Raw genomic sequence first — 17,425 nt, forward strand, 5'->3', positions numbered from 1 at the left:
AACCGGATGGAGCGACTCATGACTGAAGCACTTTGGACCCCCAGCGAGGAGAGAATCAGTGCGACGCGCATGGACGCCTTCCGGCATTACGTCAACGAACTGCATGACCTGTCGTTAAGCGATTACTCGGCGCTGCACCAGTGGAGCGTCGAGCATCGCGAAGATTTCTGGCAAACCCTGGCCGAGGGCTTCGGCATTTTGTTTCATGAGCCGCCCACCGATGTGCTCATCGAAGGCGCGGTGATGCCCGACGCTCAGTGGTTTCCGGGCGCAACGCTGAACTTTGCCGAACACCTGCTGCGCCGCCGCGATGATCATCCCGCGATCATCTCGATCACCGAAGACCGTCAACGCACCGAACTCAGCTACGCCGAACTGGCGACCCATGTCGCCGGCCTGCAACAGCGCCTGCGCGAGGTCGGGGTGACGGTCGGTGATCGAGTCGCGGCGTGCATGCCCAACGCCTGGCAAACCTTGGTGGCGATGCTGGCCACCACCAGCCTTGGCGCGATCTGGTCCAGTTCGTCGCCGGACTTTGGCACCCAAGGCGTGATCGACCGTTTCGGCCAGATCGAACCGAAAGTGCTGCTGGTCTGCGCCGGTTATCGTTATGGCGGCAAATCCATCGAGCAGATCGCCAAGGTCAACGACATTCTGCAGCGCCTGCCCGACCTGCAACAGCTGATCGTCGTGCCCTTCGCTCGCCCGCAAACCCGTGTCGACGAGTTCCAGACCGCCGCCACGGTCACGCTGTGGGACGATTTCTACAGCGCCTCTGGCGAGCCGTTCTTCGTGCCGGTGCCGTTCGCTCACCCGCTGTACATCCTCTATTCCAGCGGCACCACCGGCGTGCCGAAATGCATCATCCACAGCACCGGCGGCGTGTTGCTGCAACACATCAAGGAGCTTGGCCTGCACACCGACCTCGGTCGCGACGACTGTCTGTTTTACTACACCACCTGCGGCTGGATGATGTGGAACTGGCTGGTCTCCGGCCTGGCGTTGGGCGCCACCGTGGTGCTGTACGACGGCTCGCCGTTTTACCCGCGCTCGCAACGCCTGATGGACATGATCGACGCCGAAGGCATCACCGTGTTCGGCACCAGCGCCAAATACCTTGGCGAACTGGAAAGCCATGAGATCAAGCCACGCCTGAATCACCACTTCGACAGCCTCAAGACCATTCTCTCCACCGGCTCACCGCTCTCGGCGCACTGCTATGAATACGTGTACCGCGAGATCAAGAGCGAGCTGTGCCTGTCATCGATTTCCGGCGGCACCGACATCGTTTCCTGCTTCGTCGTCGGCAACCCGGTGCTGCCGGTTTATCGCGGCGAAATGCAGTGCAAAGGGCTGGGCATGGCCGTGCAAATCTGGAACGACGACGGCCAGCCGGTGATCGGCCAGAAAGGCGAACTGGTCTGCACCCAACACTTCCCGGCGATGCCGATCGGCCTGTGGAACGACCCGCTGCAAGAACGCTTGCGTGCCACCTATTTCGCGCAGTTTCCCGGCGTATGGGCCCACGGCGATTACGCCGAAGAAACGGCCAATGGCAGCCTGATCATTCACGGTCGCTCAGACTCGGTGCTCAACCCCGGCGGCGTGCGCATCGGCACCGCCGAGATTTACCGGCAGGTGGAGAAAGTCGCTGAAGTGCGCGACTGCGTGGTTATCGGTCAGCAGTGGAAAGACGATGTGCGGGTGGTGCTGTTCGTGCAGTTGCATGACGATCTGCAACTGGACAAGGCGCTCGAGCTTAAAATCCGCGAGATGATCCGCGACAACACCACCCCGCGCCACGTACCGGCGAAGATCATCGCGGTGACCGACATTCCGCGCACCCTCAGCGGCAAGGTGGTGGAGCTGGCGGTGCGCAATGTGGTCCACGGGCAACCGGTGAAAAACACCGATGCCCTGGCCAACCCCGAAGTGCTGGCGCAGTTTCGCGATCTGGACGAGCTCAGCCGCTAACCGCTGTCAGCCGCCTTCGCGTTCGTCCAGCAGGCCCCATTTGCTCATGTCCAGCTCGGCGGCAGGCTCCGGGGCGGCGGGCGCAGAGGTGATCTTGCCGGCGTGACCGTTTTCCTTGTGCAGCTTCAAGCGCAGACGCACGTTGTTGGTCGAGTCAGCGTTCTTCAGCGCTTCCTCTTCGCTGATCGCGCCTTCCACGGCCAGCTCGTACAGCGCACTGTCGAAGGTCTGCATGCCAAGGTTGGCCGACTTCTCCATGATGCCCTTGAGCTCGGTCAGCTCGTTGCGCTGGATGAAGTCGCGAACGGTCGGCGTGCCGAGCATCACCTCCACCGCCGCGCGGCGTTTGCCGTCCGGGGTCTTGACCAGACGCTGGGAAACGAAGGCCTTAAGGTTGTTGCCCAAGTCATGCAGCAGCTGTGGACGCCGGTCTTCGGGGAAGAAGTTGATGATCCGGTCCAGCGCCTGGTTGGCGTTGTTGGCGTGCAACGTGGAAATCGCCAAATGTCCGGTATCGGCAAAGGCCAGCGCATGCTCCATGGTTTCGCGGTCACGGATCTCGCCGATCAGGATCACGTCCGGCGCCTGGCGCAGGGTGTTCTTCAGCGCTGGCGTGGAAGCTGCGAGTGTCGACCCCGACTTCGCGCTGGTTGATGATCGATTTCTTGTGTTTGTGGATGAACTCCACCGGGTCTTCGATGGTGATGATGTGCCCGCTGGCGTGGCGGTTGCGGTAGTCGATCAAGGCCGCCAACGAGGTGGACTTGCCTGAGCCGGTGGCACCGACGAACAGCACCAGGCCGCGTTTTTCCATGATCACGTCGAGCAGGATTTCCGGCAGTTTCAAGTCTTCGAAACGCGGAATATCCAGCTTGATGTTACGGGCGACGAGGGACACTTCGTTGCGCTGCTTGAAGATATTGATCCGGAAGCGCCCGATGCCCGGCAGCGAGACCGCCAGGTTCATCTCCAGCTCGCGCTCGAATTCCAGACGCTGCTCGGCATCCATGATGCCCTCGGCAACGGCAGCGACATCGCCGGGCTTCAAGGCTTCACTGCTGAGCGGCTTGAGTACGCCGTTGAATTTGGCGCAGGGCGGCGCGCCGGTCGACAGGTAAAGGTCCGATCCGTCCTGGCTGGCCAGAATCTTCAACAGCGCTGGGAAATCCATGAACAGCATCCCTAGAAAAAGGTTACAGCTTGGCGTGATAAGGGTTCTGGTGCAAACCGATAATGCCTTCTGGCGCACAACTTGGGTGTAAATGATCAGGGACAGGCATAATAGCCACCGATTTTTCAGGACCGCCCCGTGACATGAAAGCACTCGCCCGCCACATTCTGGTGAAAACCGCCGAAGAGGCCGAACAACTCAAACAGCGTATCGCCAAGGGCGAAGCGTTCGATGTGTTGGCCAAAAAGTACTCCACCTGCCCCTCCGGCAAACGCGGCGGCGACCTGGGTGAAGTGCGACCGGGGCAGATGGTCGGTGCGATCGATCAGATTATCTTCAAAAAACCGGTGCGCGTGGTGCATGGGCCGATCAAGAGCAAGTTCGGCTATCACCTGGTTCAGGTGTTTTATCGGGATTGAAGGCCGTATCACCATTCACTGTAGGAGCTAACTTGTTAGCGAGAGGCTTAACGCGGTGTGCCAGATAAACTGCCTCGCGAACAAGTTCGCTCCTACAGGGAGCGCGATCTATGGCATCACACTTTTCGGGATCAGCGCGCCGGGATGCTGGATGACGGTACTTGCCAACCGATGCCCCGCCTCGGCCGCTTGCACCGGGCTCAGGCCTTTCAGCCGACTGGCCAGATACGCCGCGCTGAACGAATCTCCCGCTGCCGTGGTGTCGACCACCCGCTGAACCACCTGCGCCGCAATCTCGAATCGGTCGCCCGACGACTCCACCAGACAACTCTCCGCACCACGCTTGACCACCACTTCACTGATGCCCAACTGCCGATACGCCGCCAGCAACTGTTCGGAATCGCTGTAGCCAAACAGCGCCTGCTCATCGTCCTCAGTCACCAGCGCCAGGTCGATATGCGCAAAGAACGCCCGATACACCTCCCGAGCCTGTTCCGCACTGGCCCACAGCCGCGGCCGGTAGTTGTTGTCGAACGCCACCCGCGCGCCGCGCGCTCGGGCCTCGATCAGCACCGCCAACAAGCGCGCCCGGCCTTGTCCGCCCAGTACCGCGAGGGTGATGCCACTGAAATACAGCACATCGTAGGTCGGCAGCGCCGCCAGAATCGGCGCCGCCGCCGGAGTGGTGAAGCAATCGCGCACTGCGGCTTCGTTGCGCCAGTAGAGGAAACGCCGCTCGCCCTTGGCGTCGGTCTGGATGCAATACAGCCCCGGCAGCCGCCCCGGCAAACGCTGGACCCGGCTCAGGCCGAGGCCTTCGTCTGCCCAGCTCTTGCACATGGCGTCGCTGAAACTGTCGTCGCCCAGCGCGGTGACGTAATCCACCCGCGCCGTGGTACCCAGCGTGCGCACCAGGTACACCGCCGCGTTCAGCGTGTCGCCGCCAAAACTCTGCTGCAGCGTGCCATTGGCGTGCTGCTGCAACTCGATCATGCATTCGCCGATCAGGGCGACGCGGGGGTTGGGGTGACTGATCAATTGGCTCATCAGCGGTCAAGATCCTTGGCTTAGAAACAGGTGTCGAAGCTTTCGATGACCTGCAGGTTGTCGTCCACCAGACAGCCTTCACGCCACTTGTCGAACGTCAGGCAAGGGTGCGAAGTGCCGAAGGAAATGATGTCGCCGACTTTCAGCTCGCAGCCCGGCGCAATCGTCATGAACGCGTGCTGGTCCATTACCGCCGTGACCTTGCAGGCGCTGACGTCTTCGCCCTTGGCCGGCAACACACCCGCGCGGAAACGCAACAGTGGATTCGGCATCCCGGCATCGAACGCCACGTCGCGCTTGCCCAAGGCAATCACGGCAAAACCCGGTTCCGGCATCGACTGCACGTGGGCCCACACTTCCAGCGCCGGGCGCAGACCTTCGGTCAACTCGGCACGCCGGTCGAGCACGCAGCATTGCGCGTCCTTATAGATGCCGTGGTCGTGCACCACGTAACTGCCGGGGCGCAGCACGCTGAGGAAGCGCTCGCGTACCGCCTGGGCATCGAAGGCTTCGGCGATCAGGTCGTACCACGCAGAACCGGAGGCCGTGACAATCGGCCGATCCAGGGCAAATGCGCCTTTGTCTTGCAGTTCCACCGCCAGACGCACCAGCGACGCGGCAAACGCCTTGATCCCGGCCACGGCCTGGTCGCCATGGATCACGCCTTCGTAACCTTCGATGCCGGTCAGGGCCAGCGCTGGCTGGGCGGCGATGGCATCGGCCAGGGCCAGCACTTCCTGCTCGGTGCGGCAGCCGCAACGACCGCCCGGCACGCCGTATTCGATCATCACGTTCAGGCGCAGGCCGCGGCTGGCGAAGTACTCGCCCAACGCCGCGACGTTGTCCGGGTGATCGACCATGCAGTGGAAATCAAACATGGTGTCTTGCAGCAGGTCGGCGATCAGCGCCATGTTCGGCGTGCCGACCAACTGGTTGGCCATCAGCACCCGGCGTACCCCATGGGCATAAGCTGCACGGGTTTGCACGGCGGTGGCCAGGGTGATCGCCCAGGCGCCTTGTTCCAACTGACGCTGAAACAGTGCCGGGACCATGCTGGTCTTGCCGTGGGGCGCCAGTTCCGCGCCGCTGTTGCTGACAAAGGTCTGCATCCAGCGAATGTTGTGCTCCAACGCCTGCTGATGAATCACCAGCGCCGGCAGGCTGACATCGCGAACCAGACTGTCGCCGGGGTTGGCGGCGCCCTTTTCTACTGCTGCAAAGGTCATGATGTTCTCCTTGATCAGCGCGACATCCGCCGCGCTATTCGTTGACTCTACGCGCAAGACCGTTGGCGCTGTCGATCAGCACCCGCCGGTAGTCGCTGTAATTGTTTTTCGCATCGGCACGCGGCGCGACGATGCACAGGGTGGCAATGCAAATGCCGCGCTCGTCGTTGACCGGTGCGGCGAAGCAATGGGTGAAGGTGTCGGCCACGCTGTCGAAGGAAAAGAAGCCTTCTTCACTGGCCTTGCGAATCTGGCCGAGAAAGGTCTCCACCGGCAGACGTTCGCCACCGGGCAGGATGTAGTCCTCGGTGTCGATCAGGTCGATGATTTGCTGATCGCTCATGTGCCCGAGCAGCAAGCGCCCGGACGCTGTCCACGGGATCGGCGCGTCCTCGCCGATATCGGACGAAATGCGGAAATGCCGCTCGCCTTCCTTCATCAACGCCACGGTGTATTTGCGCCCATTGAGCAGGCACATCTGCGCGGTTTCCCGGGTCTGGCTGACGATCTCGGACAACGAGACTTCGGCTTCACGGGTGAAATCGAAATGCCGCAAGTGCGCCTGGCCGAGGAAGTACAACTGCCGACCAAGGAACACATGCCCGTCCTTGCCCACGGTCTCCAGAATCCGCCGTTCCAGCAGCGAACTGACCAACTCGTAAACCGTCGACTTCGGGCTGCCGATGCCGGTAGCGATTTCGTTCGGGCGTAGCGGCGCGCCTTTCTCCTTGAGAAAATCGAGAATATCGAACGCCCGATCCAGCCCTTTGGCCCGGCGCTTGATGGTGTCTTCGGTCATGGTCGCATTACTCAATAAACTGTCTTGAACAAATGCCGCGCATTCTACCCCTGATGCCGCTTTTTGTAGGAGCTGCCGAAGGCTGCGATAAAGCCGGAACGGCTTTCAATGCGCAAACCATGCGGCCGCTGCGCCGCCGATCGCAGCCTGCGGCAGCTCCTACAAGTCAGTGTTACGCCTTGGGTTTCTTGTAGGCCACGCAATCGATCTCGACCTTGCAATCCACCATCATCATCGCCTGCACACAAGCGCGGGCCGGGGCGTGTTCGCTGGCGAAGTATTCGGAAAACACCTTGTTGAAGCTCCAGAAATCCCGTGGGTCTTCCAGCCATACGCCAGTGCGCACCACGTCTTCCAGGCCATAACCGGCTTCAGCGAGGATCGCGATCAGGTTTTTCATGGTCTGATGGGTTTGCTCGACGATCCCGCCAATGATGATCTCGCCGTTTTCCGCAGGCACCTGGCCGGACACGTACAGCCAGCCATCGGCTTCGACTGCACGGGCGAAAGGACGGGGCTGGCCACCGCCGGCGGTACTTCCGGTGCCATATCGAGTGATGCTCATGGGGTGTCTCCTACAAATAATTAGGCAAAAATGAATGAACGACTAGAAACGAATATTCTTCAGGAATTCCGCCAAACGCGCCGACTTTGGCTGTTCGAACAATGCCTTGGGTGGGCCTTGTTCTTCGATTCGACCTTGGTTCATGAACACAATCTGATCCGACACTTCATAGGCGAAGCGCATTTCGTGGGTCACCAGCAACATGGTCATCCCCTCTTCCGCCAGGCCCTTGATCACGGCCAACACTTCGCCGACCAGTTCCGGGTCGAGTGCCGAGGTCACTTCGTCGAACAGCATCAGGCTTGGGTTCATCGCAATGGCCCGAGCAATCGCCACCCGCTGTTGCTGACCACCGGACAACTGCCCCGGAAAGTGATTGCGCCGATCGTACAAACCGACCCGCTCCAGCCATTTCTCGGCCAGCGCCACGGCCTGATCCTTGGGCAGTTTTTTCACTTTCAGCAGGCCGAGGGTGACATTCTGCAAGGCGCTGAGGTGCGGAAACAGGTTGAACTGCTGGAACGCCATGCCGGTCATCGAACGATGCTGGGCAATGACTTTTTCCGGGTGACGCACGCGTTTGCCATTGATGTCGCTGTAGCCGATGTCCTGGCCGTCTAGACGGATGTGCCCGCCCTGGAACTCTTCCAGCAAGTTGACGCAACGCAACAAGGTGGTCTTGCCCGAGCCACTGGAGCCGATCAGCGTCACGACGTTGCCGCGCTGCATGCGCAGGTCGACGCCCTTGAGCACTTCTACGTCGCCGTAGGATTTATGCAGCCCTTCGATGCTCAGCAACGCAGGGGTGGTAGCGGTTTGAGTCGGTGTCATGGCAAGGCCACCCGTTTTTCGATGTGCCGTCCGAGAAGCTCGATGGCGTAGTTGATGATGAAAAAGAGAAAACCGGCGAACAGGTAAAACTGCAGGGTCATGAAGTTACGGGCGATGATCTGCTGCGTGCTCAGCAGCAACTCGGCGACGCCGATCACCGACAGCAGGGTCGAGGCCTTGACGATCTCGGTCGACGAATTGACCCAGGTCGGCAGGATTTGCCGCAACGCCTGAGGCAACAGCACGTAACTCAGCGATTGGCCGAACGTCAGGCCGATGGCCTTGCCCGCTTCCAGTTGGCCACGGGGAATCGCCTGCAACGAGCCACGCACAATCTCCGCCACGTGGGAACCGCAGAACAGCGTCAGGCCCAGCGCACCGGCCTGGAATGCGCTGATCTGCCAGCCCAATGCCGGCGCCATGTAAAACACCGCCAACACCAGCACAAACACCGGGGTACCGCGGATCAGGTCGACGTAAAACCGAAACGGCAGACGACTCCAGACATTGCCGTAGGTCAGCACCAGACCGGCAAACATGCCGATCACCGTGCCGCAGATGATTGCCAGCGCCGAACACTCGATGCTGGTCAAAAAGCCTGAGAGCAAGGTTTCGCGGGCAATCCACAACTCTTGCAGCCAGCTATGGGCTTCGTACATGTAAAGGCTCCTAGCGGCGAATGGCCAAGCGCTGCTCGAGGTAGCGCAAGAGCATGGCAATGAGATAACAGGCCGCAACGTACAGCGCCGTGGTCACCAGCCAGGTTTCGATCACCCGGTAGCTTTCGACGTTGATCTTGCGCGCGTAATAGGTCAGCTCCGGCACGGCAATCGCCGCCGCCAGCGAGGTGTCCTTGAACAGCGAGATGAAATTGTTGGAGAGCGCCGGCAGCACGTTGCGGATCATCACCGGCACGATGATGTACGCGCGCACTTGCCATTCGCCCAAACCAATCGCCAGACCGGCTTCACGCTGGCCCTTGTGAATGCTCAACAGGCCGGCGCGGAACACTTCGGTCAGGTAAGCACCGGCGTACAACGACAGGGTGACGATGAACGACGGCAGCTTGTCCATGCGAATGCCGAGGCTCGGCAACGCAAAGTAAATCAACAGGATCAACACCAGAATCGGCGTGTTGCGGATCACCGTCACGTAGACCGACGCGACCACACGCAGAACCGGGTATTTCGACAACAGCGCAAACGCCGTCATCAGCCCGATCACGCAGCCAATCGCAATCGAGATCAGCGCCAGCTCAAGGCCTAGACCCAGGCCCGAAAGCAACGCAGGAAAGTCCCGCCACACCGCTGCAAAATTCAACTGATAGTTCATGTTCAGCAGTACCTGGAACAGGGCAGCGTTTCACTGCCCCGCTCTCACCGAGTCATTTGAATTCGACAGGGAAACCAATTTCCGGGGTCGGCAGATCAACACCGAACCATTGCTTGAACGACGCGGCATAGGTCGGGAACTCAACGCCGGTCATGGCTTCATGCAGCACGGTGTTGACGAAGTTCAGCCAGTCCTGATCGCCACGTTTGACAGCGCACGCGTAGGTCTGCGGACTCCAGGCGAAGTTCGGCGAGCGGTAGCGGCCTGGGTTCTGCACCATCAGGTATTTCACAGAGGACTGATCGGTGGCACCCGCATCGGCACGACCGGAGTTGATCGCCTGGTACATCAGATCAACGCTGTCGTACTGATCGACCTTGGCTTTAGGCAACGCCTGGTGCACCAGTTCTTCGGCGTAAACGTTCTGCAGCACGGCCACGGTCACGCCGCTGCCGGCGGCTTTCAGGTCGTCGATTTCCTTGTACTTGCTGTTGGCTGGCAACAACAGCGCCACGCCTTCGCGGTAGTACGGCAGGGTGAACGCCACTTGCTGCGCACGGCTGGCGGTGACGGTGATGAACTGGCAACTGATGTCGACTTTGTCGGTCAGCAGGTTGGGAATCCGCGCATCGGACGACTGCACCACGAACTCAACTTTGGTCGGGTCGTTGAACAGACCTTTGGCGATCATCTTTCCGATATCGATATCGAAGCCCTGCAACTTGCCGTCGGCACCCTGGAAGTGCCAAGGCGCGTTGGTGCTGCCGGTACCAACCACCAGGTGACCGCGCTGCAACACGCTATCGAGCTTGCTGTCGGCAGCCTGCACCGAGTTAACCAGCGTGGCCGTAGCCGCAAGAACAAACGCACAAGCTTTCAAAAAGGAAGGTCCGCGATGCATGACATGAACTCCGCCGTGATTTTAAATTCCGCTATAGCGGAACAAGGTATGTAACAACGGAATAGAGAGCAGAAAGTGTGCCACAGACCCCAGGCCGGAAACGGACGCGGAAAAACCTGATTTAGATCAATAGCCTAGTGCAAGAGGGAAATTGTGCTGGAACCGATCACAGTGGCAGCATTGCGCTACCGTTTGCCACAGGGCTGGGTAACAAGGCCCCAAACGGGTGCGGCCTTGCTTCACAGCGGGGCGTTTGTGGCTTTATCAGAATATGAGGATGCCTCAATTCTGTAGGAGCTAACTTGTTAGCGAGGGGGCTTAATGCGGTGTGTCAGGCATACCGCCTCGCGAACAAGTTCGCTCCTACAGGGAGAGTTGCTTGACGCGCTCCCAGCCTCAAGCGTGAACCGGCACTGCCGCAACCCGCTTCTTCCCACGCAACCGGTTAAACCACAGATAAACCACCGGCGTGGTGTACAGCGTCAAGATTTGCGACACCAGCAAGCCACCGACGATGGCGATGCCCAATGGCTGGCGCAATTCGGAGCCCGCGCCATGCCCGAAGGCCAATGGTACGGCACCGAGCAAGGCCGCCAGCGAAGTCATCAGGATCGGTCGCAGGCGCAGCAGGCAGGCTTCTCGCACCGCATCGCGGGGAGACATCCCCTGCTGTTCCGCCACCAGGGTGAAGTCGACGATCATGATCGCGTTCTTCTTGACGATGCCGATCAGCAGGATGATGCCGATCATGCCCAGCACCGACAGGTCTTGTCCGCAGAGGATCAGTGCCAGCAGCGCACCGAATCCAGCCGAGGGCAAGGTCGAGATGATGGTCAACGGGTGGATGGCATTTTCATACAACACGCCGAGCACGATATACACCGTGATAATCGCCGCGAGGATCAGCCACGGCTGGGATTTCAGCGAGTCCTGGAACGCCTGCGCGGTGCCCTGGAAGCTGCCTTGCACGCTGTCCGGCAGGCCGATTGCCAACGACGTTTTTTGCACCGCGTTCACTGCTTCGCTCAAGGCATGCCCAGGAGCGAGGTCGAACGACAGGGTAATCGCCGGGAAAATCCCCTGGTGGTTGATGACGATTGGCACCTGCTCGGTCTTCAGGCTCGCCAACAGGTTCAAGGGCACCATCGCCCCGGACGTGGACCGCGCATATAAGTGGCCGAGGGTTTCGATCGACAACTGCCAGCGCGGGTCCACCTCCAAGATGACGTGATTCTGGTCCAGCGCGGTAAACATGGTCGCGACTTGCCGCTGACCAAAGGCGTCGTACAGCACGTCGTCAATGACTTGCACACTGACCCCCAGGCGCGCCGCGGTGGCTCGATCGATCTCCAGTGTCACCTGAGGCGTGGCGTGCTGCTGGTCAGAGGTCACGTGTTGCAACTGCGGCAGGTGTTTGAGCTTGTCCAGCAGCACCCCGCTCCAATGGTCCAATTCGAGGCCATTCGGGTCTTGCAACGTGTATTGGTATTGAGTCTTGCTGGCCCGGCCGCCGATCTGGACGTCCTGGTTCGCCTGCATGAACATCTTGATCGCGGGCACCTTGTCCAGCTGTGGCATCAAACGCGCAATCACTTGCTGGGCCGAGGCGGTACGCTCGGCAAACGGCTTCAGGTTGATCATCACTTTGGCTTGACTGACGGTCGGGTTCGCGCCGATCCAGTAGTACACCTTGCCCACCGCCGGGTCCTGCTGCAGGATATTCGCCAGTTGCGCCACTTGATCACGCATGGCTTTCGGCGAAATGTCCGACGCGGCTTCGGCCACGCCTTGAATCAAGCCGTTGTCCTGCTGCGGAAAGAACCCCTTTGGGATGTCGACATACAGCGCGGCCGTGGCAACAAAGGTCGCCATCGCGACGGCGAGGGTCAGGCGTTGATGGCCGAGCACCCAATCCAGGCTGCGACGATAGCCGTTGAGAATGCCGTCGAAGCCCTTTTCACACAGCTGCGCGAAACGCCCCTCCTCGGTTTTGGCTTCACCCTCATGCTTGAGTAGCCAAGCGCAGAGCATCGGCGTGACCGTCAGCGACACCAGGCACGACATCAGAATCGCCACGCTGACGGTCACCGCGAACTCACGCATCAAGCGTCCGACAATGCCGCCCATCAACAGGATCGGCAAAAATACGGCGATCAGCGAAATGGTCATCGAGACGATGGTAAAGCCGACTTCGCGCAGGCCGTCCACCGCCGCCTGCAATTTCGACTTGCCCATCTCCAGGTGGCGCACGATGTTTTCCATGACCACGATGGCGTCATCGACCACGAAGCCCACGGCAATCGCCAGGCCCATGATCGACAGGTTATCGAGGCTGTAGCCCAGCAGGTACATCACGGCGAAGGTGCCCACCAGTGACAGCGGGATGGTCATGGCCGGGATCAAGGTCGCGGTGGCTTTGCGCAAGAACACGAAAATCACGATGACCACCAGGCCGATGGACAGCAGCAGGGTGAACTGCACGTCATTCACCGAGGCTTCGATGGTTTGCGTGCGGTCGCCCGCCACTTGCACATTAACGTCACGCGGCAACGACGCCGTCAGCACCGGCAGCTTGGCCTTGATGTTGGCGATGGTCGCCAGCACGTTGAAGCCGGGTTGCTTGTGAATGTCGACGATGATCCCTGGCTCACCCTGAATGGCAGCGGCTTGCTCGGTGTCTTCGGCGCCGTCGATCACCTTGCCCAGGTCACCCAGTTTGATCGGCACGCCGTTTTTGTACGCCACCACTTGGTCGCGATAGCCCTTGGGGTCGAGCAACTGATCAGTCGCGCCCAAGGTGATGGTGCGGTATTGACCGTCGAGGCTGCCTTTCGGTTGGTCGAGGGTGCTAGAGGCAATCACGCTGCGCACCTCTTCCAGCGTCAGGCCGCGCGCCGCCAGTGCATCCGGGTCGATCTGCACCCGCACCGCCGGTTTTTGCTGGCCATGGAAGTCCACCAGACCGACACCGGACATTTGCGAGAGCTGCTGCCCCAGGTAGTTGTCGGCATACACGTTCAATTCGTGCAGGGTGCGGGTGGGTGAGGTCAGGGCCAACGACAATACCGTGAACTCCGCCGGGTTGACCTTGTTGAAGGTCGGCGTGCTGGTCATGGTTTTCGGCAGGTTGGCGCTGGCGGCGTTGATCGCGGTCTGTACGTCCTCCGCCGCACCGTCGATGTTGCGATTGAGGTCGAACTGCAACACGATCTGGGTTTTACCGGCAGCACTGCTGGAGGTCATCTGGGTGACTTGCGGCACGGCGGCAAAGGCCCGCTCCAGGGGCGTCGCCACCGAACTGGCCATGGTATCGGCGCTGGCGCCAGACAGTACGGCCGTGACCTGAATCGTAGGGAAGTCCACCGTCGGCAGGGACGCTACCGGCAGATGAAAATAGGCGAACGTGCCGACCAGCATGACGCCCAGCGCCAACAGGCACAGGCCGACACGGCGTTGAATCAGACCTGCTAAGGCGTTCATCGGCTCACCTGTGGGTTGCTGGCGGCCTGGACAGTGGCCACCTCAGTGTTGACCGCAGATACCCGCATGCCCGGCGCGATTCGCGACTGCCCCTGCACCACCACGGTTTCGCCTGGCACCAGGCCGTCACGAATCCACTGCTGGCCGGCGACCACCGATGCGGCATCGACTTGACGCGGCTCGACCGTCTGGTCGGCCTTGACCACGTACACGTACGCCCCCTTTTGCCCTTCTTGCACCGCCGTCGCTGGAATCACTGCGGCATTGTGTTGGGTGTGCAACAGCAACCGGGCACTGACCAGTTCACCCGGCCACAGTTGCCCATTGTCGTTAGTGAATTGCGCCTTGAGCTGAATCTCGCCGCTGGCGGCGGACACCTGGCTATCAATAAAGCTGAGCTTACCGCTGGCGATCTGTTGTTGACCGTCGCGACTCATGGCCATCACCTGCAACGGTTGGTTGGCGTTTTCCCGAAGGATTTCCGCCAGGTTGTCCTGCGAGACCGCAAACGCCACGGTAATCGGGTTCATCTGGGTGATGGTCACCAACCCGGTGGCTTCTGCGCCGTGGGCAATGGAGCCGACATCCAGCAGACGCTGGCCGGTGCGCCCGGTCAGCGGCGCGGTGACGTTGGTGAAGCTCAATTGCAGGCGCGCATTGTCCAGCGCCGCCTGATCTGCCTGCACCGTGGCTTGCTCGGCCGCCAGTTGCGCGCGGAAAGTGTCGACGTCTTGAGTCGGTCCGGCCTTGGCGTCAGCGAGTTTAGTGGCCCGCTCCAGATTGATTTTCAGGTTGGCCAACTGCGCTTGATCCTTGGCCACCATGGCTTGCGCCTGCGCCACCTGGGCCTGATAAACCCGTGGGTCGATCTGCGCCAATTGGCTGCCTGCGGTGACCATCTGCCCTTCGGTGAACAGCACTTTCTGCAATTCACCGTCGACCCGCACCCGGACGTTGACGGTGTTCAGCGGCTGCACGTTACCAATCTGGTCGAGCCAGATCGGCAGGTCCTGTTGTTTGACCTGTTGCATGGTTACCGGCACCGCGGCATCAGTCGGTGCACTGGGCGCTGCCTGCGCCCGATTGGGCCAGAACTGGCGAGCGACCACTGCCACGGCCAATACACCGACCAGTGCGGCAATCCGCAAGCGACGACGAGAAGAAACAGAGTGCACCTGAGTCATGAGTGGGTGGCCTGAACAGTGGAAGAATTGGATGGCGCGGCGTTGGCGGCGATGTTGGCCGGGGTGAAGTCCCCGCCCAAGGCGCGGAACAGGCCGACGGCAGCTTGCAGGTGTTGCAGACGCACCTGGAGCAGGCTGTCTTCGGCCTGATACTGGGTGCGCTCAACGATCAGCAAGGTCTGGAAATCGGTGGAACCCAAGCGGTAGCGCACCTGCGCCAACCGGGCAGACTCGCGGGCCGAGGTGACGGCGGCCTGATTCAGGCTGTAGGCCTGGTCCAGTTCATGGCCGGCGCTGAGTTGGGTTTGCACGTCCTGCACCGCTTCGATCACCGACTCGCGGTAGTTGGCGGTGAGTTCCTGCACCTGGGCCTGATCGAAATGCAATTGCCCCTTGAGCTGTCCGCCGGCAAATACCGGCTGGCTGAGGTTGCCGATCAGGCTCCAGATACCGCCGCCGGCCAAGGTGTCGATACCGCTTTGCAGGTCCAGTGACAGGTTGGGCAGAAACGCCGCGCGTGCCACGCCGACGTCGAAATTGGCTGATTTCAGGCGTGCTTCGGCGGCCTCGATGTCCGGCCGCTGGCGCAGCAGGCCGATGGGTAAACCGGTACTCGGCGCTGGCACGGCGAGATCGCCAAGCCCGGTCTGAGTAATGTGAAACCCTTGCGGCGAGACGCCGACCAGCACCGCCAGTTGATACAGCGCAGCATCACGCTGTTGACGCAACGGCGGCATGGCGGCCTGGAAGGTTTGCAGGGCGTTGCGCTGCTGTTCCACTTCCAGGCTGGAGACCGCCCCTTGCGCCGCCTGGACCTGCACCAGGTCCAGCACTTGCTGCGCGTCATCGACAATCGACTGCGCCAGACGCAGCCGGTCGTTCAGCGACAGTACCTGGAAGTACGAGGTGGCGATGGTGGCGCCAAGGGTCATGCGCAGGGTCTGGGCGTCGAAAGCCGTGGCATGGGCCAAGGCCGTGGAAGCGTCGCCCGCTGCGCGTTGTTTGCCCCAGAAATCCACCTCGTAACTGGCGTCGGCGAACACACTGCGTTTTTCTGTGGTGCCGTAGTTGTTCTCGCGCTGGAAGTTGCCGCCAATCGACAGCAAGGGGTACTGCGCGGCGCCGACCACTTGTGCCTGGGCCTGGGCCTCATCGATGCGGCTTTTTGCGGCCTGCAGGCTGTAATTGCGGGTCAGGCCCTGGGTCACCAGCGCATTGAGTTCCGGACTGTGAAACTCTTCCCACCACGGCCCACCGGAGGCTGCCGTTGCTTGACCCTGGGCGTTGTCCCAGGCCGGCGCCAGCGGTGTTTGCGGCTGATGGTAAGCAGGCACCAACGAACATCCGCCAAGCAGCAAGCCGCTGGCAAACGTCAGGCGCTGCAAAAAAGTCCAAGGTATCGTCGCGACTGACATCTGCTGATTTTCCCGTAACCCGGTGGGATATCCCACGAATGGCCTGACGATAACCAGCAGCGACTGTCACTGCGTTCCTCTGAAGATAAACATTTGTTTAGATAGCGAATCGGGGTATCTGCAGGACGCCTTCGCCAACACGTTGGTTCCCACACAGCCTGCACAATGAATTGATGTCCGGCTCAATTTTATGAGCGACTCCAAACCTGTGGGTGCAGGCTTGCCTGCGAATCGGCTTTCAATTCACTGCTGAACCCGGACTTAAAAACCGGTCTCCAGCAAATACCCCGCCCCCGCCACGGTCCGAATCAACGACCGCTCGAAGCCCTCGTCCAGTTTGCGCCGCAAGCGATAGATGTGTTTATCAATCACGTTGTCGTTGGGGTCGAATTCATAATCCCAGGCGCTCTCCAGCAACATGTCACGGGTCACCACCTGCCCGGCGTGGCGCATGAGTTTGGCCAGGATCAACGACTCCCGATGTTGCAGCACAATGCTTTTGCCCTGACGCGTTACCGTGCGCGAGGCGCAATCGAGCAGCAGCTCACCGGCTTTTAAACTCTGCGCCGAATCCGCCGGGCGATCCGCCGTGCGCAGCAAGGCATCGAGACGGGCCAGCACCTCAACGAACGCATACGGCTTGGCCAGGTAATCGTCGCAGCCCGCGCGCAAGCCTTCGACCCGGTGCTCAGTGGACGCCAGGGCGCTGAGCATCAACACCGGCGTGCGCAACCCGTGTTCACGCAGGCTGCGCACCAGCGTCAGGCCATCGATGCCCGGCAGGCGGCGGTCGACGATCAATGCGTCGTAAATGCCCTCCAGCGCCATGGCCAGCCCTGAATGCCCTTCCTGCGCCGCATCGGTGACGTGCCCGCTTTCATTCAAACCTCGCACCAGATACGCTGCCGCGCGGGCATCGTCTTCAATTACCAGGATCCGCACATCAGCCTCCACGGCAGATCAGTTAAACTTTTTTTCATGTTGGCGCGACCTTCCCGTTCACTGCACATTGGCACACTATGCCTAGCATGACAGGGTATGTATGCACACCCTGCCCCCTTCTCCAGAGAACGGCCTTACG

General features: G+C 60.8%; 14 protein-coding genes and 1 pseudogene. 2 read left to right on the forward strand and 13 right to left on the reverse strand.

What is annotated here, in order from left to right:
• The first annotated feature begins 18 nt into the window (after positions 1-18).
• Positions 19-1,974: an acetoacetate--CoA ligase gene (locus tag ACF0H7_RS18040; protein WP_397448261.1), complete on the forward strand. Its 1,956-nt coding sequence runs from the start codon at positions 19-21 to the stop codon at positions 1,972-1,974.
• A 6-nt stretch (positions 1,975-1,980) separates the two neighbouring features.
• Here the strand turns inward: ACF0H7_RS18040 and ACF0H7_RS18045 are convergent.
• A pseudogene (locus tag ACF0H7_RS18045) lies at positions 1,981-3,145 on the reverse strand (PilT/PilU family type 4a pilus ATPase).
• Positions 3,146-3,288: 143 nt separating this feature from the next.
• On the opposite strand from ACF0H7_RS18045, the gene ACF0H7_RS18050 reads away from it, so the two are divergent.
• Positions 3,289-3,564: a peptidylprolyl isomerase gene (locus tag ACF0H7_RS18050; RefSeq protein WP_397448262.1), complete on the forward strand. Its 276-nt coding sequence runs from the start codon at positions 3,289-3,291 to the stop codon at positions 3,562-3,564.
• Between the two features lie 108 nt (positions 3,565-3,672).
• Here ACF0H7_RS18050 and ACF0H7_RS18055 read toward each other — a convergent pair whose 3' ends face one another.
• The 12 genes from ACF0H7_RS18055 to ACF0H7_RS18110 form a co-directional block, all read right to left on the reverse strand.
• Positions 3,673-4,611 carry a sugar kinase gene (locus tag ACF0H7_RS18055; protein WP_397448263.1) on the reverse strand — a complete coding sequence of 313 codons (939 nt, stop codon included), beginning with the start codon at positions 4,609-4,611 and terminating at the stop codon, positions 3,673-3,675.
• A 20-nt stretch (positions 4,612-4,631) separates the two neighbouring features.
• A complete protein-coding gene (locus ACF0H7_RS18060; protein ID WP_397448264.1) occupies positions 4,632-5,837 on the reverse strand; it encodes an amino acid deaminase in 1,206 nt (401 codons plus the stop codon).
• A gap of 34 nt (positions 5,838-5,871) precedes the next feature.
• Positions 5,872-6,636, reverse strand: coding sequence for an IclR family transcriptional regulator (locus ACF0H7_RS18065; RefSeq protein WP_397448265.1), 765 nt, complete (start codon positions 6,634-6,636; stop codon positions 5,872-5,874).
• 172 nt (positions 6,637-6,808) lie between these two features.
• Positions 6,809-7,201: a RidA family protein gene (locus ACF0H7_RS18070; RefSeq protein ID WP_397448266.1), complete on the reverse strand. Its 393-nt coding sequence runs from the start codon at positions 7,199-7,201 to the stop codon at positions 6,809-6,811.
• A gap of 42 nt (positions 7,202-7,243) precedes the next feature.
• Positions 7,244-8,032 carry an amino acid ABC transporter ATP-binding protein gene (locus ACF0H7_RS18075; protein ID WP_397448267.1) on the reverse strand — a complete coding sequence of 263 codons (789 nt, stop codon included), beginning with the start codon at positions 8,030-8,032 and terminating at the stop codon, positions 7,244-7,246.
• Positions 8,029-8,691: an amino acid ABC transporter permease gene (locus ACF0H7_RS18080; RefSeq protein ID WP_397448268.1), complete on the reverse strand. Its 663-nt coding sequence runs from the start codon at positions 8,689-8,691 to the stop codon at positions 8,029-8,031. Before ACF0H7_RS18080 ends, ACF0H7_RS18075 begins: the two co-directional genes overlap by 4 nt.
• A 10-nt stretch (positions 8,692-8,701) precedes the next feature.
• Positions 8,702-9,364 (reverse strand): amino acid ABC transporter permease, encoded by a 663-nt coding sequence (locus tag ACF0H7_RS18085; RefSeq protein ID WP_397448269.1) that lies wholly within the window; start codon positions 9,362-9,364, stop codon positions 8,702-8,704.
• 52 nt (positions 9,365-9,416) lie between these two features.
• Positions 9,417-10,265 carry a transporter substrate-binding domain-containing protein gene (locus ACF0H7_RS18090; protein ID WP_397448270.1) on the reverse strand — a complete coding sequence of 283 codons (849 nt, stop codon included), beginning with the start codon at positions 10,263-10,265 and terminating at the stop codon, positions 9,417-9,419.
• 396 nt (positions 10,266-10,661) lie between these two features.
• The gene (locus ACF0H7_RS18095) at positions 10,662-13,745 is read right to left on the reverse strand and encodes an efflux RND transporter permease subunit (protein ID WP_397448271.1); all 3,084 of its coding nucleotides are present in this window, start codon (positions 13,743-13,745) and stop codon (positions 10,662-10,664) included.
• Positions 13,742-14,929, reverse strand: coding sequence for an efflux RND transporter periplasmic adaptor subunit (locus ACF0H7_RS18100; RefSeq protein ID WP_397448272.1), 1,188 nt, complete (start codon positions 14,927-14,929; stop codon positions 13,742-13,744). The genes ACF0H7_RS18095 and ACF0H7_RS18100 overlap by 4 nt, the downstream gene beginning before the upstream one ends.
• Entirely contained in the window at positions 14,926-16,344 is a 1,419-nt protein-coding gene (locus tag ACF0H7_RS18105) for an efflux transporter outer membrane subunit (RefSeq protein WP_397448273.1), read from the reverse strand. Before ACF0H7_RS18105 ends, ACF0H7_RS18100 begins: the two co-directional genes overlap by 4 nt.
• 261 nt (positions 16,345-16,605) lie before the next feature.
• Positions 16,606-17,286, reverse strand: coding sequence for a response regulator transcription factor (locus tag ACF0H7_RS18110; RefSeq protein WP_397448274.1), 681 nt, complete (start codon positions 17,284-17,286; stop codon positions 16,606-16,608).
• Positions 17,287-17,425 lie beyond the last annotated feature (139 nt).

The sequence above is a fragment of the Pseudomonas sp. NA-150 genome, from assembly GCF_044336365.1.
GTDB lineage: Bacteria > Pseudomonadota > Gammaproteobacteria > Pseudomonadales > Pseudomonadaceae > Aquipseudomonas.

Bases quoted from the DNA above. Each gene is read 5' to 3' on its own strand.
- ACF0H7_RS18040 (WP_397448261.1), top strand. From the start codon at position 19: ATGACTGAAGCACTTTGGACCCCCAGCGAGGAGAGAATCAGTGCGACG.
- ACF0H7_RS18050 (WP_397448262.1), top strand. From the start codon at position 3,289: ATGAAAGCACTCGCCCGCCACATTCTGGTGAAAACCGCCGAAGAGGCC.
- ACF0H7_RS18055 (WP_397448263.1), bottom strand. From the start codon at position 4,611: ATGAGCCAATTGATCAGTCACCCCAACCCCCGCGTCGCCCTGATCGGC.
- ACF0H7_RS18060 (WP_397448264.1), bottom strand. From the start codon at position 5,837: ATGACCTTTGCAGCAGTAGAAAAGGGCGCCGCCAACCCCGGCGACAGT.
- ACF0H7_RS18065 (WP_397448265.1), bottom strand. From the start codon at position 6,636: ATGACCGAAGACACCATCAAGCGCCGGGCCAAAGGGCTGGATCGGGCG.
- ACF0H7_RS18070 (WP_397448266.1), bottom strand. From the start codon at position 7,201: ATGAGCATCACTCGATATGGCACCGGAAGTACCGCCGGCGGTGGCCAG.
- ACF0H7_RS18075 (WP_397448267.1), bottom strand. From the start codon at position 8,032: ATGACACCGACTCAAACCGCTACCACCCCTGCGTTGCTGAGCATCGAA.
- ACF0H7_RS18080 (WP_397448268.1), bottom strand. From the start codon at position 8,691: ATGTACGAAGCCCATAGCTGGCTGCAAGAGTTGTGGATTGCCCGCGAA.
- ACF0H7_RS18085 (WP_397448269.1), bottom strand. From the start codon at position 9,364: ATGAACTATCAGTTGAATTTTGCAGCGGTGTGGCGGGACTTTCCTGCG.
- ACF0H7_RS18090 (WP_397448270.1), bottom strand. From the start codon at position 10,265: ATGCATCGCGGACCTTCCTTTTTGAAAGCTTGTGCGTTTGTTCTTGCG.
- ACF0H7_RS18095 (WP_397448271.1), bottom strand. From the start codon at position 13,745: ATGAACGCCTTAGCAGGTCTGATTCAACGCCGTGTCGGCCTGTGCCTG.
- ACF0H7_RS18100 (WP_397448272.1), bottom strand. From the start codon at position 14,929: ATGACTCAGGTGCACTCTGTTTCTTCTCGTCGTCGCTTGCGGATTGCC.
- ACF0H7_RS18105 (WP_397448273.1), bottom strand. From the start codon at position 16,344: ATGTCAGTCGCGACGATACCTTGGACTTTTTTGCAGCGCCTGACGTTT.